General features: G+C 60.1%; 18 protein-coding genes. 9 read left to right on the top strand and 9 right to left on the bottom strand.

Annotated features, from left to right (window positions below):
- Window positions 1-21 precede the first annotated feature (21 nt).
- Window positions 22-876, top strand: coding sequence for a LysR substrate-binding domain-containing protein (locus AB4O45_RS04895; RefSeq protein ID WP_174823892.1), 855 nt, complete (start codon window positions 22-24; stop codon window positions 874-876).
- On the opposite strand, the gene AB4O45_RS04900 is transcribed toward AB4O45_RS04895, so the two are convergent.
- The gene (locus AB4O45_RS04900; RefSeq protein ID WP_221264894.1) at window positions 866-1,612 is read right to left on the bottom strand and encodes a sulfite exporter TauE/SafE family protein; all 747 of its coding nucleotides are present in this window, start codon (window positions 1,610-1,612) and stop codon (window positions 866-868) included. The genes AB4O45_RS04895 and AB4O45_RS04900 overlap by 11 nt on opposite strands.
- Window positions 1,613-1,723: 111 nt before the next feature.
- Here AB4O45_RS04900 and AB4O45_RS04905 point away from each other — a divergent pair, with 111 nt between their 5' ends.
- From AB4O45_RS04905 to AB4O45_RS04920, 4 genes are all read left to right on the top strand, one after another.
- Window positions 1,724-2,680, top strand: a complete 957-nt coding sequence (locus AB4O45_RS04905; RefSeq protein WP_252886608.1) for a LysR family transcriptional regulator — start codon at window positions 1,724-1,726, stop codon at window positions 2,678-2,680.
- Between the two features lie 75 nt (window positions 2,681-2,755).
- On the top strand, window positions 2,756-3,211 hold the full coding sequence (locus tag AB4O45_RS04910) for a MarR family winged helix-turn-helix transcriptional regulator (protein WP_042607887.1): 456 nt from the start codon (window positions 2,756-2,758) through the stop codon (window positions 3,209-3,211).
- Between the two features lie 328 nt (window positions 3,212-3,539).
- Complete coding sequence (locus tag AB4O45_RS04915; RefSeq protein ID WP_007940002.1) at window positions 3,540-3,959, top strand: organic hydroperoxide resistance protein; 420 nt, start codon at window positions 3,540-3,542, stop codon at window positions 3,957-3,959.
- A 37-nt stretch (window positions 3,960-3,996) separates the two neighbouring features.
- Window positions 3,997-5,007 (top strand): alpha/beta hydrolase, encoded by a 1,011-nt coding sequence (locus tag AB4O45_RS04920; RefSeq protein ID WP_252886609.1) that lies wholly within the window; start codon window positions 3,997-3,999, stop codon window positions 5,005-5,007.
- 184 nt (window positions 5,008-5,191) lie between these two features.
- Here the strand turns inward: AB4O45_RS04920 and AB4O45_RS04925 are convergent, their stop codons facing one another.
- Complete coding sequence (locus AB4O45_RS04925) at window positions 5,192-5,761, bottom strand: elongation factor P (RefSeq protein ID WP_003226785.1); 570 nt, start codon at window positions 5,759-5,761, stop codon at window positions 5,192-5,194.
- A 48-nt stretch (window positions 5,762-5,809) separates the two neighbouring features.
- Entirely contained in the window at window positions 5,810-6,952 is a 1,143-nt protein-coding gene (gene earP, locus AB4O45_RS04930; RefSeq protein ID WP_056788480.1) for an elongation factor P maturation arginine rhamnosyltransferase EarP, read from the bottom strand.
- Between the two features lie 125 nt (window positions 6,953-7,077).
- On the opposite strand from earP, the gene AB4O45_RS04935 reads away from it, so the two are divergent.
- Entirely contained in the window at window positions 7,078-7,491 is a 414-nt protein-coding gene (locus tag AB4O45_RS04935) for a hypothetical protein (protein ID WP_041478413.1), read from the top strand.
- A 2-nt stretch (window positions 7,492-7,493) separates the two neighbouring features.
- On the top strand, window positions 7,494-7,976 hold the full coding sequence (locus AB4O45_RS04940; RefSeq protein ID WP_041478411.1) for a GreA/GreB family elongation factor: 483 nt from the start codon (window positions 7,494-7,496) through the stop codon (window positions 7,974-7,976).
- 9 nt (window positions 7,977-7,985) lie between these two features.
- Here the strand turns inward: AB4O45_RS04940 and cysB are convergent, their stop codons facing one another.
- The 5 genes from cysB to AB4O45_RS04965 form a co-directional block, all read right to left on the bottom strand.
- A complete protein-coding gene (gene cysB, locus AB4O45_RS04945) occupies window positions 7,986-8,960 on the bottom strand; it encodes an HTH-type transcriptional regulator CysB (RefSeq protein WP_423662694.1) in 975 nt (324 codons plus the stop codon).
- Window positions 8,961-9,073: 113 nt separating this feature from the next.
- Window positions 9,074-9,577, bottom strand: coding sequence for a universal stress protein (locus tag AB4O45_RS04950; RefSeq protein ID WP_016770874.1), 504 nt, complete (start codon window positions 9,575-9,577; stop codon window positions 9,074-9,076).
- Window positions 9,578-9,674: 97 nt separating this feature from the next.
- Window positions 9,675-10,580, bottom strand: a complete 906-nt coding sequence (locus AB4O45_RS04955) for a 5'-nucleotidase (RefSeq protein WP_024013777.1) — start codon at window positions 10,578-10,580, stop codon at window positions 9,675-9,677.
- A gap of 22 nt (window positions 10,581-10,602) precedes the next feature.
- A complete protein-coding gene (locus AB4O45_RS04960; RefSeq protein WP_460094948.1) occupies window positions 10,603-11,559 on the bottom strand; it encodes a putative 2-dehydropantoate 2-reductase in 957 nt (318 codons plus the stop codon).
- Complete coding sequence (locus AB4O45_RS04965) at window positions 11,556-11,942, bottom strand: thioredoxin family protein (RefSeq protein WP_353187515.1); 387 nt, start codon at window positions 11,940-11,942, stop codon at window positions 11,556-11,558. Before AB4O45_RS04965 ends, AB4O45_RS04960 begins: the two co-directional genes overlap by 4 nt.
- Between AB4O45_RS04965 and AB4O45_RS04970 the strand changes: the two genes are divergently transcribed.
- Together AB4O45_RS04970 and AB4O45_RS04975 are read left to right on the top strand one after the other, a co-directional pair.
- Window positions 11,941-12,384 carry a PilZ domain-containing protein gene (locus AB4O45_RS04970; RefSeq protein WP_150637752.1) on the top strand — a complete coding sequence of 148 codons (444 nt, stop codon included), beginning with the start codon at window positions 11,941-11,943 and terminating at the stop codon, window positions 12,382-12,384. The two genes, AB4O45_RS04965 and AB4O45_RS04970, sit on opposite strands and share 2 nt — an antisense overlap.
- Window positions 12,385-12,513: 129 nt before the next feature.
- A complete protein-coding gene (locus AB4O45_RS04975; RefSeq protein ID WP_016770878.1) occupies window positions 12,514-13,590 on the top strand; it encodes a 3-deoxy-7-phosphoheptulonate synthase in 1,077 nt (358 codons plus the stop codon).
- Window positions 13,591-13,650: 60 nt separating this feature from the next.
- Here AB4O45_RS04975 and AB4O45_RS04980 read toward each other — a convergent pair whose 3' ends face one another.
- Window positions 13,651-13,932 carry a GNAT family N-acetyltransferase gene (locus AB4O45_RS04980; protein ID WP_016770879.1) on the bottom strand — a complete coding sequence of 94 codons (282 nt, stop codon included), beginning with the start codon at window positions 13,930-13,932 and terminating at the stop codon, window positions 13,651-13,653.
- Between the last annotated feature and the right edge of the window lie 268 nt (window positions 13,933-14,200).

Genomic DNA, 14,200 nt, shown 5'->3' on the forward strand with positions numbered 1-14,200 from the left:
TGCATCACGGAGATTCATCAATTGTCCGCCTACCCCAGTATCGATACCGATGTCCTGCGCACCTTCGTCGCGATTGCCGATCAGGGCGGTTTCACCCGTGCCGGCGAGATGGTCAACCGCACCCAGTCGGCGGTGAGCATGCAGATGAAACGCCTGGAAGAAGACGTGTTGCAGCGCCAGCTGTTCGAGCGCGATGGACGCCAGGTGCGCTTGACGGCCGAAGGCCAGGTGCTGCTCGGTTATGCACGGCGCATCCTCAAACTGCACAGTGAGGTGTTCAACACCCTGCGCGAGCCGCACATGGTCGGCACCGTGCGCATCGGTACGCCGGATGATTATGTGATGCGTTTTCTGCCGGGAATCCTGTCGCGGTTTGCGCAGTTCTATCCGCTGATCCAGATCGAGGTGCATTGCGAATCGACCAAACAACTGTTGCAGCGCACTGATCTGGATTTGTCGATCGTCACCCGTGAGCCGGGCAACGAGATCGGCCAGTTGCTGCGCAAGGAGCGCTTTGTCTGGGCCGAGGCGCAGAACTTCAGCGCCCACGAACAGACGCCGCTGCCCCTGGCGATGTTCAACAGTGATTGTTTCTGCCGCCTGTGGGCGTGCAATGCGCTGGACGCGATGGGCCGCGATTACCGCATCGCCTACAACAGCAGCAGCCTGTCGGCGCTGATGGCCGTGGTCAGCGCAGGGCTGGCGATCACCGCGCAACTGGAAAGCCTGATCACCCCGGACATGCGCATACTTGGCGCCGCCGAAGATCTGCCGCTGTTGCCCGAGGCGAGCATCATGCTGATCCGCAACTTGAACAACCCGTCGCCGATCACCGAGTGCCTGGCCGAACACATTGTCGAGGGCTTCAAACTTTAAACGCGAGCATCACCGCACACAGCACGAGGAAGCCGCAAAACAGCCCACGCAGAATTTTTTCCGGCATGGCGTGGGCAACTTTCACGCCCCAACTGATGCTGAGCAGACCACCGACCGCCAGAGGCAGACCGATCATCCAGTCGACTTCATGGTGCACGGCGTAGGTCACCAGAGTTACACCAGTGCTCGGCAGGGCCAGCGCCAGCGACAAGCCCTGAGCAACCACTTGGCTGGTGCCGAACAGGCTGGTCAACACCGGCGTGGCGACCACGGCGCCGCCGACGCCGAACAGACCGCCCATGGTCCCCGAGGCGGCGCCGAGCACGCCCAGCCACGGCCACGAATAGCGCATCTCGGCAGTCGGCGCTGGTCGTGGGCCGAACATCTTCAACAGGTTGTAGGCCGACAGCGCCACCAGAAAGGCGACAAAGCCGATGCGCATGGTCTGCGCATCGATGCCCACCGCCCAGATCGAGCCGAGCCAGGCAAAGCAGAAACCCATCACCGCCAGCGGCAGCGCATGGCGCAATTCGATGCGATTGCGCTGGTGATAACGCCACAGCGCCAGCATCACGTTCGGTACAACCATCACCAGCGCCGTGCCTTGGGCGATTTGCTGATCAAGCCCGAACCACACGCCAAGCAACGGAATCGCAATCAAGCCACCGCCAATGCCAAAGATCCCGCCCAATGTGCCAAGGGCGGCGCCGAACAGCAGGTACAACAGAAAATCCATCACAACGGTAATCCTCTAACGACAGGCGGCCAATGCTACGCACTCGCGCCTAGCGGGGAAACGCATAGCAACGCACAATGGCTATGCCGATTTTGCACAAGCGTGATTTCCATGAATCCCAACCAATTGACCGATCAGCTCGGCCTGTTTCTCGATGTGCTGGAGAGTGGCAGCTTTTCTGCCGCTTCGCGCCGCCATCCGCTGACACCTTCCGCCGTAGCCCGGCGCATCGACAGCCTGGAAAGTGCCGTCGGCAGTCAGCTGTTCGTACGCAGCACCCATGCCGTGCTGCCGACTTCGGCCGGCCTGGCCTTCGCCGAACGGGCGCGACGGATCATCGCCGAGTTGCAACTGGCACGTGCCGAAGCGGTGTCGTTGAGCAGCGCACCGGAAGGCCTGATCCGCATCGATGCGCCAGCAGCCTTCGGGCGCCGGCATCTGGCGCCGGTGATTGCCGATTTTCTCCTGCTGTATCCGGGACTGGATGTGCAGATGCACCTGATCGACAGCTTCAGCGACATGGCCGGCAGCAGCCTGGGCAAGGTCGATCTGGTGCTGCGTACCGGCCAGTTGGCTGACTCGCGCCTGGTCGCCACGCCATTGGCGAGCATGGTCCGCGTGGCCTGTGCCAGCCCTGACTATTTGAAGCAGCGTGGCGTGCCCGAGCATCCGGAGCAGTTGAGTGAACACGACGGGCTCGACTGGGAGGGCCTTGCGCCGCCGTTTGCCTGGAAATTCGAAGTGGACGGGCAAATGCAATTGCACCGGCCATCGCGGGTGCGCCTGAGCGCCAACAATGCCGAAGCTCTGGCGTGTGGCGCGGCGGCGGGTCTGGGCGTCGCACACTTGCCGACCTGGCTGGCCAGCGAATACCTGCTGCGTGGCGAACTGGTGCCACTGTTCTGCGAAAATGGCCTGCCGCCGCCGGAGTCCACCGGCATTTACGCGCTGCGCATGGAACAGCAGGTCCATTCGCGCAGTCGGTTATTGCTGGAATATCTGAAAACCCGCTTCAGTCCGGTGCCGCCGTGGGATCTGGCGTTGCAACGGCAATTCGCCCGGCACTGAGGCCGGACATATTTATCTGGCGCCTTAAAGATTCGAGCGCTAGATTAAAAAACGATCAACGATCAAGGCTTTGACATGACTTCCGAACGCGACAACTGCGACGACCTTCTGCTCGACAATCAGGCGTGCTTCGCCCTGCACTCGACCTCGCTGATGATGACCAAGGTCTACAAGCCGCTGTTGCAGGCGCTGGGCCTGACCTATCCGCAATATCTGGCGATGATGGTGCTGTGGGAGAAGGACGGTCTGACTGTCGGAGAAATCAGCGCACGCCTGCTGACCGATCCGGGATCGCTGACGCCATTGCTCAAGCGTCTGGAAGCCGAAGGCCTGCTCAGCCGCACCCGCAGTCGCGAAGATGAGCGGGTGGTGATTGTGGAACTGACCGCAGCGGGCCGAGCCTTGCGCGACAAGGCGCAGACCGTGCCGCAGTGCATTCTTGGCGCCAGTGGCTTCACCCTTGAACGTCTGCAGAAATTGCAGGCCGAGCTGCAAGCGCTGCGCGGACATCTGCAAGACAGCCTGAATTAAGCCCCGCTACATTCCCCTGTGGGAGCGAGCCTGCTCGCGAAAGCGTCCGATCAGACAGCGAGTCGTTGAATGTTCCACCGCCTTCGCGAGCAGGCTCGCTCCCACAGTGATTTCAGCGCCAACAAAAATATTTTTCCCGCCTGAATTCCCTCGTCAAGCGCTCTAAATCAGGCCTTACCCGCCCCTTACACGCTATGCCCTTGAGCAGAACGCGATTTTTATTAAAAATTTATCTTGCGCACTAAACATTAGCGCTATACATTCTCTTCACACCTACTTAGCGCGCAAACAATTAGCGCACATAACCACAACCCATGAGGCTCACACCATGCAAACTCTCTACACCGCAATCGCAACTTCCACTGGCGGCCGTGACGGTCGTGCGATCTCCAGCGACAACGTACTGGACGTCAAACTGGCCACTCCGAAAGAACTTGGCGGTGCTGGCGGTGCGGCGACCAACCCTGAGCAACTGTTTGCTGCCGGTTACTCGGCCTGCTTCATCGGCGCACTGAAATTCGTCGCCAGCCAGACCAAGCGCAAGATTCCCGACGACGCGTCGATCACCGCCCATGTCGGCATCGGCCAGATCCCTGGCGGTTTCGGTCTGGACATCGATTTGCACATCAGCCTGCCAGGTCTGGAACAAGCCGATGCGCAGTCGCTGGTCGACGCCGCTCACCAGGTCTGCCCGTACTCCAACGCCACCCGTGGCAACGTCGATGTCCGTCTGCACGTGACTGTGTAATCACTCAAGCCCCCGGCCCGAACAAGGAAAAATGAACATGAACACTTTCAGCAAAGTCTTGACCGGTACCCTTCTCGCCCTGTCGGTACACAGCGCTTTCGCCGGTGATGTCGAACACAACACCCAGGCATTTCTCGATGCGCTGAACTCAGGCAGCGGCAAGCCGATCGAGCAGCTGTCGCCCAAGGATGCCCGCGCCGTGCTGGTCGGCGCGCAGTCCGGGGTCAAGTTGACGTTGCCCAAAGCCGATGTCAGCGAGAAAACGGTGCAGGTCGATGGTCAACCGCTGAGCCTGACCATCGTCCGGCCGGCCGGGGTCAAGGGTGAGCTGCCGGTGTTCATGTTCTTCCACGGCGGCGGCTGGGTGCTGGGGGACTTCCCGACTCACGAACGTCTGGTGCGCGATCTGGTGGTCGGTTCGGGTGCGGCGGCGGTGTTCGTCAATTACACCCCTTCGCCGGAAGCGCATTACCCGGTGGCGATCAACCAGGCCTACGCTGCGACCAAATGGGTGGCGGAACACGGCAAAGAGATCAACGTCGATGGCAAGCGCCTGGCCGTGGCCGGCAACAGCGTCGGCGGCAACATGGCCGCAGTGGTTGCACTGATGGCCAAGGACAAGGGCACCCCGGCGATCAAATTCCAGGTACTGCTGTGGCCGGTGACCGATGCCAACTTCGACACCGGTTCGTACAACCAGTACGCCGAAGGGCACTTCCTCACCCGCAACATGATGAAGTGGTTCTGGGACAACTACACCACCGACGCCAAACAGCGTAACGAGATCTACGCTTCACCGCTGCGCGCCACCACCGCGCAACTCAAAGGTCTGCCACCTGCACTGGTGCAGACTGCCAGCGCCGACGTGCTGCGTGATGAAGGTGAAGCTTACGCACGCAAACTCGATGAAGCCGGAGTACCGGTTACGTCGGTGCGCTACAACGGCATGATTCACGATTACGGTTTGCTCAACGTGGTCAGCCATGTACCGGCGGTGCGGTCGGCGATGTTGCAGGCGTCTGAAGAACTGAAGCAACACTTGAAATAACCACAGTCCCATTGTGGGAGCGAGCCTGCTCGCGAAAGCGTCCCGTCAGACAGCGCTTCATTGAATGACACACCGCATTCGCGAGCAGGCTCGCTCCCACATGGGACAGGTGTGAAACTCAAAGCGCAGGCACAAAAAAACCCGACTCAATGGTCGGGTTTTTTCTTTCCGCAAAAAGCAGTGCTTATTTCGCACGGCCTTTGTAGGAACCGCCTTCGCGGGTATCGATCTCGATCATGTCGCCGATTTCGATGAAGTCGGCAACCGACAGCTCGGTACCGTTCTTCAGTTTGGCAGGCTTCATCACCTTGCCGGAAGTGTCACCGCGAGCGGAGCCTTCGGTGTAGTCAACCTGACGCACGATGGTGGTCGGCAGCTCTACGGAAACCAGACGCTCTTCGAAGAACACGGCTTCGCAAACGTCGGTCATGCCTTCTTCAACGAAAGGCAGAACGCTTTCGATGTCTTCGGCGTTCAGCTCGTACATGGTGTAGTCAGTGGTGTCCATGAACGTGTAGGTGTCACCGCTGATGAACGACAGGGTGGCTTCTTTACGATCCAGGATCACGTCGTCCAGTTTGTCGTCCGCACCGTAAACGGTTTCGGTCTTGTAACCGGTCAGCAGGTTCTTCAGCTTGGTCTTCATGATCGCGCTGTTACGGCCCGACTTGGTGAATTCAGCTTTCTGAACCAGCCAAGGATCGTTGTCGATACGGATCACGGTACCGGGTTTGAGTTCTTTACCAGTTTTCATTGCGAATATCCGAATTTGGATGGGATTTACAAAAATCTAGGCCGCGTATCATATCCAATTTACATAAAACTGTACCAGCGCCGTGGCAAGATCCGCCTGCAAGGCCTGTTCCAGACACCATGCCTCGGCATTTTTCTCGAGTTCCGGCCGATGACTTCGCACCGCCAGCCAGTGCTCGCCGATCGGTTGCCCGGCGCTCCACGCTCGCCACAGACCGTTCATCGCCTGCGCCGCAGCGGGGGAAAGGCCGTGAGTGTAGAGCGCGAGGAAAGCGTCGAGCTTGTCCAGATGGATGTCATCGTCCTGCTGATAGATGTGCCAGAGCATCGGCCGCCCCGCCCATTGCGCGCGCACGAATGAGTCTTCACCGCGCACCGCGTTGAAATCGCAGCACCACAGCAGATGGTCGTATTGATCCTGACGGACGAACGGCAGCACTTGCACGGTCAGGGACTCGCGCACATGAATCGCACCGACCATCAAGGTTTCCACGCCCAGCCAGCGCGCCACATCGCCGAGGATCCGCCCTTCCGGTACCAGCAGGTGAGTCGCCTGTGCGTCGGCCGCCAGCACATCCAGCCAACTGGCCAACCCGGCATTTTCATAAGCAAACAGCGAGATCAGTTGCGCATCGGGCGCGGGATCAATACCCAGGTCTTGCAGGAAATGTTGCTGAGCCGGCCGATCCTTCTGAAACTGCCGACGCTGTTCGAGCAGTCCGCATTCGCGCAGCAGGCCACCGGTGCCCGGCTTGAAGCCCGGAAAGAAGAAGAACTTCTGCACCGATTTGTATTTCACCGACGGCAAGCCATGGCAGCCGGTGACCCAGTCTTCGGCGCTGAGATAATCGAGGTTGAGCCATAGCGGCGGCGTTTCCCGCGCAGCCATGCTGTCCATGTAATCAGTGGGCAACTGACAGGCGAAGGCGGCGATGACTACGTCGGCCGCCTCGGCGTGCGGCCATTCGCTCGGCCACTGACGCACCTCGACGCCCTGCTGCCATTGCTGCACAACATCGACATCGATCTCAGGACAGAGGCGCTCGAACGCGCGTAGATCATCCACCCACAGGCGCACCGGCAAGGCATGTTCGGCCACCAGTTGCCGGGCCAGGCGCCAGGTCACGCCGATGTCACCGAAGTTATCGACCACGGTGCAGAAAATGTCCCAGCGGGGTTTCGCTTCAGGCATGCCGTTCTCCCGTTGGCAAAAGACCTCGATTGTCCGCATAAATGCGCTCGCGCAGAAGAGCCGACGGCGATTAATCTTCGTGCGACAATCGCCACTTGCCCGCAACCATCCGCCAGGAGGCCGCCATGCCCTACCGTCCGAATCCGCGTCGTCCCTTGCCTGTTCAGCTTAGCGCGCTGCATCTGACCGGCAGCATTGCGCTGGGCCTGTGGCTGGGGTTCCTGGCGATTGCGCTGACCTGCTGGCTGCTATCGCGCTTCATCTTTCCCGAGCAATTGGCCCCGGTGGCTCAAGCGGTGCAGCAATTGGCCAATCCGCCAGTTGCAGTCGAGCCACAGCCGGACGTCGCACCGCCGCCAACGCCGCTGTTCCAACAGTACGAAGAAAACCTGCGCAAGAATGAACAGCAGGCCCGACTGGACCAGGCGCGCGCCAATTCGCGCAATGCGTCGAACCCGAAATGCCAGTTCTGGCTGCAGCAGGACCAGACCGCGCCGACCGAAAAGAGCCGCGCCAACGTTTTGCAATTCTGCGATTGATCATGAACAAACACAGCGTCCACCAGTTGATTCTCGACAAGCTGCGCATCGACCTCGACATCGCCGAACGCGCTGCGCAAACCGCTTACGAAACCGCGACCCACGAAGAAAACATCGCCGAAAACAAGTACGACACGCTGGGGCTGGAAGCGTCATATCTGGCGGCGGGTCAGGCGAAGCGGGTTGAGGAGATTCGTCAGTCACTGGCGCTGTGCCAGAACCTGACGTTGCGTGCCTACGACGAAAATCGCGGCATCGAAGTCGGCGCCCTGCTCGGTCTGGAGGACGAAAAGGGTCGCGAGCAATGGCTGTTTCTGGCGCCGGATGCGGCGGGGCTGAAAGTCGACGTGGTGGGTCAGCCGGTTACCGTCATCACCCCGCGCTCGCCGCTGGGCAAAAGCCTGCTGGGCAAGTTCGAGGGCGATCAGGTGGAGATTCTGGTGGCGGGCACCCGGCAACAGTTTGCTGTCACCGAGGTGCTCTGAAGCGGGTGCTTAGTGAACGGGCAGTTCGACGCCGTCGAACAGCTCTTCGAGCTCTTGCTTGTTGTGGCACTGAATGGCCTTGGCCATGACTTCGCGGGTCAGGTGCGGGGCGAATTTCTCGATGAAGTCGCACATGAAGCCACGCAGGAAGGTGCCACGACGGAAACCGATCTTGGTGATGCTCGACTCGAACAGCTCGCTGGCATCCAGCACCACCAGGTCGTTATCGAGTTTGGTATCGACGGCCATTTTAGCCACGATGCCTACGCCCAGCCCCAGACGCACGTAGGTTTTGATCACGTCGGCGTCAGCAGCGGTGAACACCACTTTCGGCGTCAGGCCACGATGGCTGAAGGCTTCGTCGAGCTTGGAACGGCCGGTGAAACCGAACACGTAAGTAACAATCGGGTGTTCGGCCAGCGCTTCGAGAGTCAGCTTCGGCAGCTTGGTCAGCGGGTGGCCATGGGGTACGACCACGCAGCGGTTCCAGCGGTAGCACGGCATCATCACCAGATCGCCGAACAGCTCCAGCGCTTCAGTGGCAATGGCGAAATCGACGGTGCCGTCAGCGGCCATTTCGGCGATCTGCATCGGCGAGCCCTGATGCATGTGCAGGGCCACGTCCGGGTATTGCTTGATGAAATTGCTGATCACCGGCGGCAGCGCATAACGCGCCTGGGTGTGGGTGGTGGCGATCGACAGGGTGCCCTTTTTCTCGTTGGAGAATTCCTGGGCAATCTGCTTGATGCTTTCGACTTTGCGCAGGATCTCGCCAGCGGTGGTGATGATGCGCTCGCCGGCCGGGGTGACGCGGGTCAGGTGCTTGCCGCTGCGGGCGAAGACTTCGACGCCCAGCTCGTCTTCCAGCAGGCGGATCTGCTTACTGATGCCCGGTTGCGAGGTGTACAGGCTTTGAGCGGTAGCGGAAACGTTGAGGTCGTGGTGCGCCACTTCCCAGATGTAGCGCAGTTGTTGAAGCTTCATATCAATCCCTCAAAGCAGGTAGACGCCACGGGCATCAGCGACGGTATATAACTATATTAATGGTTCGAAGAATAAATCTAGAACTTTTTTATCAAAACGCCATTATTCCTGCTTCAGCGATCCTCACGCCGCCGGCGTTCCATCAGCGGCACCAGATAGACCGGCACCTTGGCCAATTGCAGGACCCGCGCCGCCGTGCGCCCCAACGGTGTTTCCGCACCGACACCATGGCTGTGACTGCCGACGATCAGCAGATCGACCGAGAGTTTGTGCACCTGGTCGAGAATCACCTGCGACGGATCACCCTGGAGCACGCGCACCGCGCGAATGCGCTGCAGATCCTGTTCGCCGTCGTCCCCCAGTTCTTCACGAAAGCTGTCGAGCACCCGCTGTTCGATATTGGCAATGACTGTTTTCAGACCCTGACTATGGAATTCGTTCAATGCCTGTTCGTCGAGATAGCTTTGCAGCACTGACTCGGCGAACAGGCCCATGGGTTCCACCGCGTGTACTACATAAAGATCGGCATTGAAGGTGCGCGCCAAGGCCAGGGCATGCTGCATCACGAACGGTGCGTACAGACCGAGGTCGGTGGCATACAGCATTGAGCGAATCATGGGACCTCCTCGCGAGCCAACGATGGCGGAGATTGATTCAGCTTAGCAGTGCCTTGGCGAGTACGACGTGCGACGCAACGTCCTGAATGAAAAGGCTCTAGATCGGCGGTTCGTTGCTGATGCCGTGGGGCACGTGGCCGGTGGCGACCACTTCGCGAGCCAGCTCGCAATGACCGGTCTGGTCATCGAAGAACACGTCAGCGGCGAAGGCTTCGAGGAACGCCGATTTGGTCAGGCCACCGAGAAACAGCGATTCATCGAGGCGGATATCCCATTCCCGCAAGGTGCGAATCACTCGCTCATGGGCCGGCGCCGAACGGGCGGTCACCAGCGCCGTGCGGATCGGGCAATCGTCATCGGGAAACTCGCGCTGCAACAGATTGAGCGCTGCCAGGAAGCCCTTGAACGGCCCACCACGCAATGGCTCGCGTGCCGATTCGCGTTCCTTGGCCTGAAACGCTTCCAGGCCGCCGGACTGATAGACGCGCTCGGACTCGTCGGAAAAGATCACCGCGTCACCGTCGAAGGCAATACGTAATTCATCACTGGCCGCACGGCTCGCGCCACCGGACAGAATCGTGGCGGCGGCGAACCCGGCGTCCAGCGCCGCACGCACGTCTTCGGCGTGGGTCGAGAGAAACAGGTCGCAGCCAAACGCTTTCAGATAAGGGTACGGACTGCGCCCACCGACGAACGCCGCACGAGAAATAGCAAGACCGTAATGATGAATCGAATTGAACACGCGCAGCCCGGTGTCGGCGCTGTTACGGGAAACCAGAATCACCTCGACCCGCGCGCGGCCGAGGCGGCTGTTCAGGCTCAGGAGTTTTTCCACCAGCGGGAACGCATCGCCCGGCGCGAGGATTTCGTCCTCGTGCTCGATCTGATATTGCCGATAGGCTTCGACGCCGCTCGACAGGTAGACCTTGTGGCTTTCGCTCAGGTCGAACAAGGCGCGCGAGGAAATCGCCAGCACCAGTTTGTCATCGATGTTATTGGCCATGCCTTCCCCCAGAACAACCGACTCAGGTATTGCGTCGGTCGATAAAACCCAAATGGCGATACAGCGCCTCGATGCGCGGCAACTCGCAGCCCGCCGCTTTCGCCGCCGCCAGTGGCCGGGCGTAAATCGCCTCCAGCTCCAGCGGGCGTTTGTGTGCAAAGTCGTGGTACATGCTCGGCCAGTAATCGGGCATTTTTTCCGTCATGGTGAACAGGTACTCGGCATAGCCGGGCGGGATCTCGTATCCACAGGCCTTGGCGCCCAGCACCACTTCGGCCATCAACGCCTGAATCGACAGGCGGCTGTCGGCATCGGCCATCAGCGCTTCCGTTCCCGCGCCGAGCAATACTGAAAGTCCGTTATAGGGAATATTCCACACCAGTTTCTGCCAGCGCGCCTGATGCAGGTTGGCCATCGCCTGCGAGTCGATGCCGGCGGCACGGAACAGTCCGGCGCCCTCCTCGACGATCGCCATGCGCGCTACTTCATCAATGGCCGAGCCGCTGTGATAACCGACATTCACCGCGCCAAGGGCCTGATGGGTAATCTGCCCCGGCCCCTCGCGGTGCACGCAGATCAGGCACAGACCACCGAGCAGATGCAGCGAATCCGGCAACAGTGGCCGCAGGCTGTCTTCGACATCCAGACCGTTCTGCAGCAACAGCACCTTGGCGTCAGGCTTGGCGGCCTGAATGATCGCCGGGGCCAGACCGGCGTTGCTGGTGGTCTTGGTGCCGACCAGCAGCCAGTCACAGGGCGGCATGTCTTCGGCAGCGGAATAGGCATTGGCCGGATTCAGCGTCAACGGCCCGTGCACCGCACTGTTGATCTGCAAACCGCGCTCAGCCACCGCCGAGAATTCGCTGCGCAACAAAAAGTGCACGTCGAAACCGGCACGCGCCAGCATCACCCCGTAGAATCCGCCGATTGCACCGGTGCCGATAATCCCCACCACCGGTTTGCTGACTGTCTCGCTCATGGCAACTCCTCTGCAATTCGACCCAGCGCCTGCGCCACAGCCTGATTGACCTCGGCAACCGTCAGACGAGTGTGCACTGCGCCAAAGAACTCGCCGTCGCGCACCACAAACAGCGCCGGCAAATGAAACACCTGATAACGCTCGACCAGCCCGCCATTGTCGCCGGCGTCAATCCAGCACAGCCGATCGATCGCCAGCGGCATGCCCGGCAACACCTCGCGGGCATAACGACAACTGGCGCAGCCGACGCTGGTAAAGATCACCAGAGAAACCCCGCGCATCGCCAGCAGCCGCTGGTCGGCGTCGAAGTCAGTCAGCTCGGATTCGACCACTATACTGGGGGAAACAATGTCAGATGGCCGACACAGGGAGTCTGTGCTCATGGGACGTTTCATTCCTCATCCGGACGAAGTGCCGGTTGAATTGACGTTACTCAAGCCTGAATGCATTTCCAGACAACAGCTGCACACTATCAGCCTCGGCGGCATCGCTTGCAATTACCACCGCGCCTGGCGCCACGGCACTGCACTGCAAGTACGCATGCCGACGCTGAATGCCGACTTCTGTTGCCCGGGCTACGTGGCCTGGTGTCTGCGCCGTAAAAAAGGCTATCTGGTGGGCATCGCCTTCACTGACGAACAGACCCTGTTCAGCGCGCGAATGGGTGAGCAGGTGTGTCAGATCGAACGCTATTCGCGCATGCAGGAAAGCCACGACGATCTGCAGGATAGTCAGGCGCTGGCCCTGCAATGGGTCGAGGAGCATGCCGAAGAGTTCTCCCACGACAACCTGCGCAAGGCTTTTGCGCAGCCAGCGCTGGACTAAAGCACGGTTTGCCCATTGTCGAGCCGCCTCTGACGCGCTAAGGTTCGGCTCCCCCGACGCGCTAAATCTGCTGTGCTCCGCCGCGCGGGGATCGCTGGCGGCCGGCACCCGTGACCTGACGAGTAAACGATGGCTGATTTACCGATCAACGACCTAAACGTCGCCTCTAACGAGACCCTGATCACTCCCGATCAGCTCAAGCGTGATATCCCCCTGAGCGACGCCGCCCTGCGCACCGTCACCAAGGGCCGCGAAGTCATTCGCAACATTCTCGATGGCACCGACCACCGTCTGTTCGTCGTGATCGGCCCGTGCTCGATTCACGACATCAAGGCTGCCCACGAATACGCCGATCGCCTCAAGGTACTCGCCGAGGAAGTCTCCGACACCCTGTATCTGGTCATGCGTGTGTATTTCGAGAAGCCGCGTACCACTGTCGGCTGGAAAGGTCTGATCAACGATCCGTATCTGGACGACTCGTTCAAGATCCAGGACGGTCTGCACATCGGTCGTCAGTTGCTGCTCGACCTGGCCGAGAAAGGCCTGCCGACCGCGACCGAAGCCCTCGACCCGATCTCCCCGCAGTATCTGCAGGATCTGATCAGCTGGTCGGCCATCGGCGCGCGTACCACCGAATCGCAGACTCACCGCGAAATGGCTTCCGGCCTGTCCTCGGCCGTCGGCTTCAAGAACGGCACCGACGGCGGCCTGACCGTGGCGATCAACGCCTTGCAGTCGGTATCCAGCCCGCACCGTTTCCTCGGCATCAACCAGGAAGGTGGCGTGTCGATCGTCACCACCAAGGGCAACGCCTATGGTCACGTGGTGCTGCGCGGCGGTAATGGCAAGCCGAACTATGATTCGGTCAGCGTTGCGCTCTGCGAGCAGGCGCTGAACAAGGCGAAGATCAAGCCGAACATCATGGTCGACTGCAGCCACGCCAACTCCAACAAGGACCCGGCCCTGCAACCGCTGGTGATGGAGAACGTCGCCAACCAGATCCTCGAAGGCAACCAGTCGATCATCGGCCTGATGGTTGAAAGCCACCTGAACTGGGGCTGCCAGGCGATTCCAAAGGATCTCGCCGACCTGCAATACGGCGTGTCGATCACCGATGCCTGCATCGATTGGTCCGCCACCGAAAACACCTTGCGCAGCATGCACGCCAAGCTCAAGGACGTATTGCCGAAGCGTCAGCGCACGTAAGCTGCGTTTTACGCGCATAAAAAAACGCCGGACATTGTCCGGCGTTTTTGTGTGTGCGGTTCAGATCTTCGCAGCGCGGCGCTGATGACGTTCCATATAGCGCTCGACGTAGGAGCATGACGGGATCACCGTGTAGCCCATTTCTTCGGCGTATTGCAGCGCGCGTTCGGTCAGCGCTGCGGCAATGCCACGGCCGCGCAGGGCATTGGGCACGAAGGTGCGGTAGATATCCAGGGTCTGCTTGCCCAGATCCATGTAGGTCAGGTAAGCACGATGACCGTCCACAGTGGTCTCGAATTGATGACCAGCCTGGTCATGGTGGATGGACAACGCCTCGCTCATCACTACTCCTCGCGGGTCTTGAATTGTGACCCCTACCTTACCGATGTTTTTCCGGCGAAGGAACATCTACGCCACCCCGTGCCTGATGGACACTGAGAAGAGCCACACCGATCTCGCGCAATCTGACACCTGCTGAATAGTAGGCACCATTGGCGAAAATGCTCAAGGTACGCTCGTCATCGGATGGTTTGCGTGCATTGGCATCGATGGTCGCAGGTTCGGCCGCAAGACAATCTTTGCGTGCCGTTTGCCTGAACATTGCCGGAAT

The sequence above is a fragment of the Pseudomonas sp. S2_B10 genome (genome assembly GCF_054668425.1).

Coding starts and splice junctions, on each gene's coding strand:
- AB4O45_RS04910 (WP_042607887.1), top strand. CDS start 2,756: ATGACTTCCGAACGCGACAACTGCGACGACCTTCTGCTCGACAATCAG.
- AB4O45_RS04955 (WP_024013777.1), bottom strand. CDS start 10,580: ATGGCCAATAACATCGATGACAAACTGGTGCTGGCGATTTCCTCGCGC.
- AB4O45_RS04975 (WP_016770878.1), top strand. CDS start 12,514: ATGGCTGATTTACCGATCAACGACCTAAACGTCGCCTCTAACGAGACC.
- AB4O45_RS04950 (WP_016770874.1), bottom strand. CDS start 9,577: ATGATTCGCTCAATGCTGTATGCCACCGACCTCGGTCTGTACGCACCG.
- cysB (WP_423662694.1), bottom strand. CDS start 8,960: ATGAAGCTTCAACAACTGCGCTACATCTGGGAAGTGGCGCACCACGAC.
- AB4O45_RS04915 (WP_007940002.1), top strand. CDS start 3,540: ATGCAAACTCTCTACACCGCAATCGCAACTTCCACTGGCGGCCGTGAC.
- AB4O45_RS04920 (WP_252886609.1), top strand. CDS start 3,997: ATGAACACTTTCAGCAAAGTCTTGACCGGTACCCTTCTCGCCCTGTCG.
- AB4O45_RS04940 (WP_041478411.1), top strand. CDS start 7,494: ATGAACAAACACAGCGTCCACCAGTTGATTCTCGACAAGCTGCGCATC.
- earP (WP_056788480.1), bottom strand. CDS start 6,952: ATGCCTGAAGCGAAACCCCGCTGGGACATTTTCTGCACCGTGGTCGAT.
- AB4O45_RS04925 (WP_003226785.1), bottom strand. CDS start 5,761: ATGAAAACTGGTAAAGAACTCAAACCCGGTACCGTGATCCGTATCGAC.
- AB4O45_RS04965 (WP_353187515.1), bottom strand. CDS start 11,942: ATGAGCACAGACTCCCTGTGTCGGCCATCTGACATTGTTTCCCCCAGT.
- AB4O45_RS04980 (WP_016770879.1), bottom strand. CDS start 13,932: ATGAGCGAGGCGTTGTCCATCCACCATGACCAGGCTGGTCATCAATTC.
- AB4O45_RS04900 (WP_221264894.1), bottom strand. CDS start 1,612: ATGGATTTTCTGTTGTACCTGCTGTTCGGCGCCGCCCTTGGCACATTG.
- AB4O45_RS04905 (WP_252886608.1), top strand. CDS start 1,724: ATGAATCCCAACCAATTGACCGATCAGCTCGGCCTGTTTCTCGATGTG.
- AB4O45_RS04970 (WP_150637752.1), top strand. CDS start 11,941: ATGGGACGTTTCATTCCTCATCCGGACGAAGTGCCGGTTGAATTGACG.
- AB4O45_RS04960 (WP_460094948.1), bottom strand. CDS start 11,559: ATGAGCGAGACAGTCAGCAAACCGGTGGTGGGGATTATCGGCACCGGT.
- AB4O45_RS04935 (WP_041478413.1), top strand. CDS start 7,078: ATGCCCTACCGTCCGAATCCGCGTCGTCCCTTGCCTGTTCAGCTTAGC.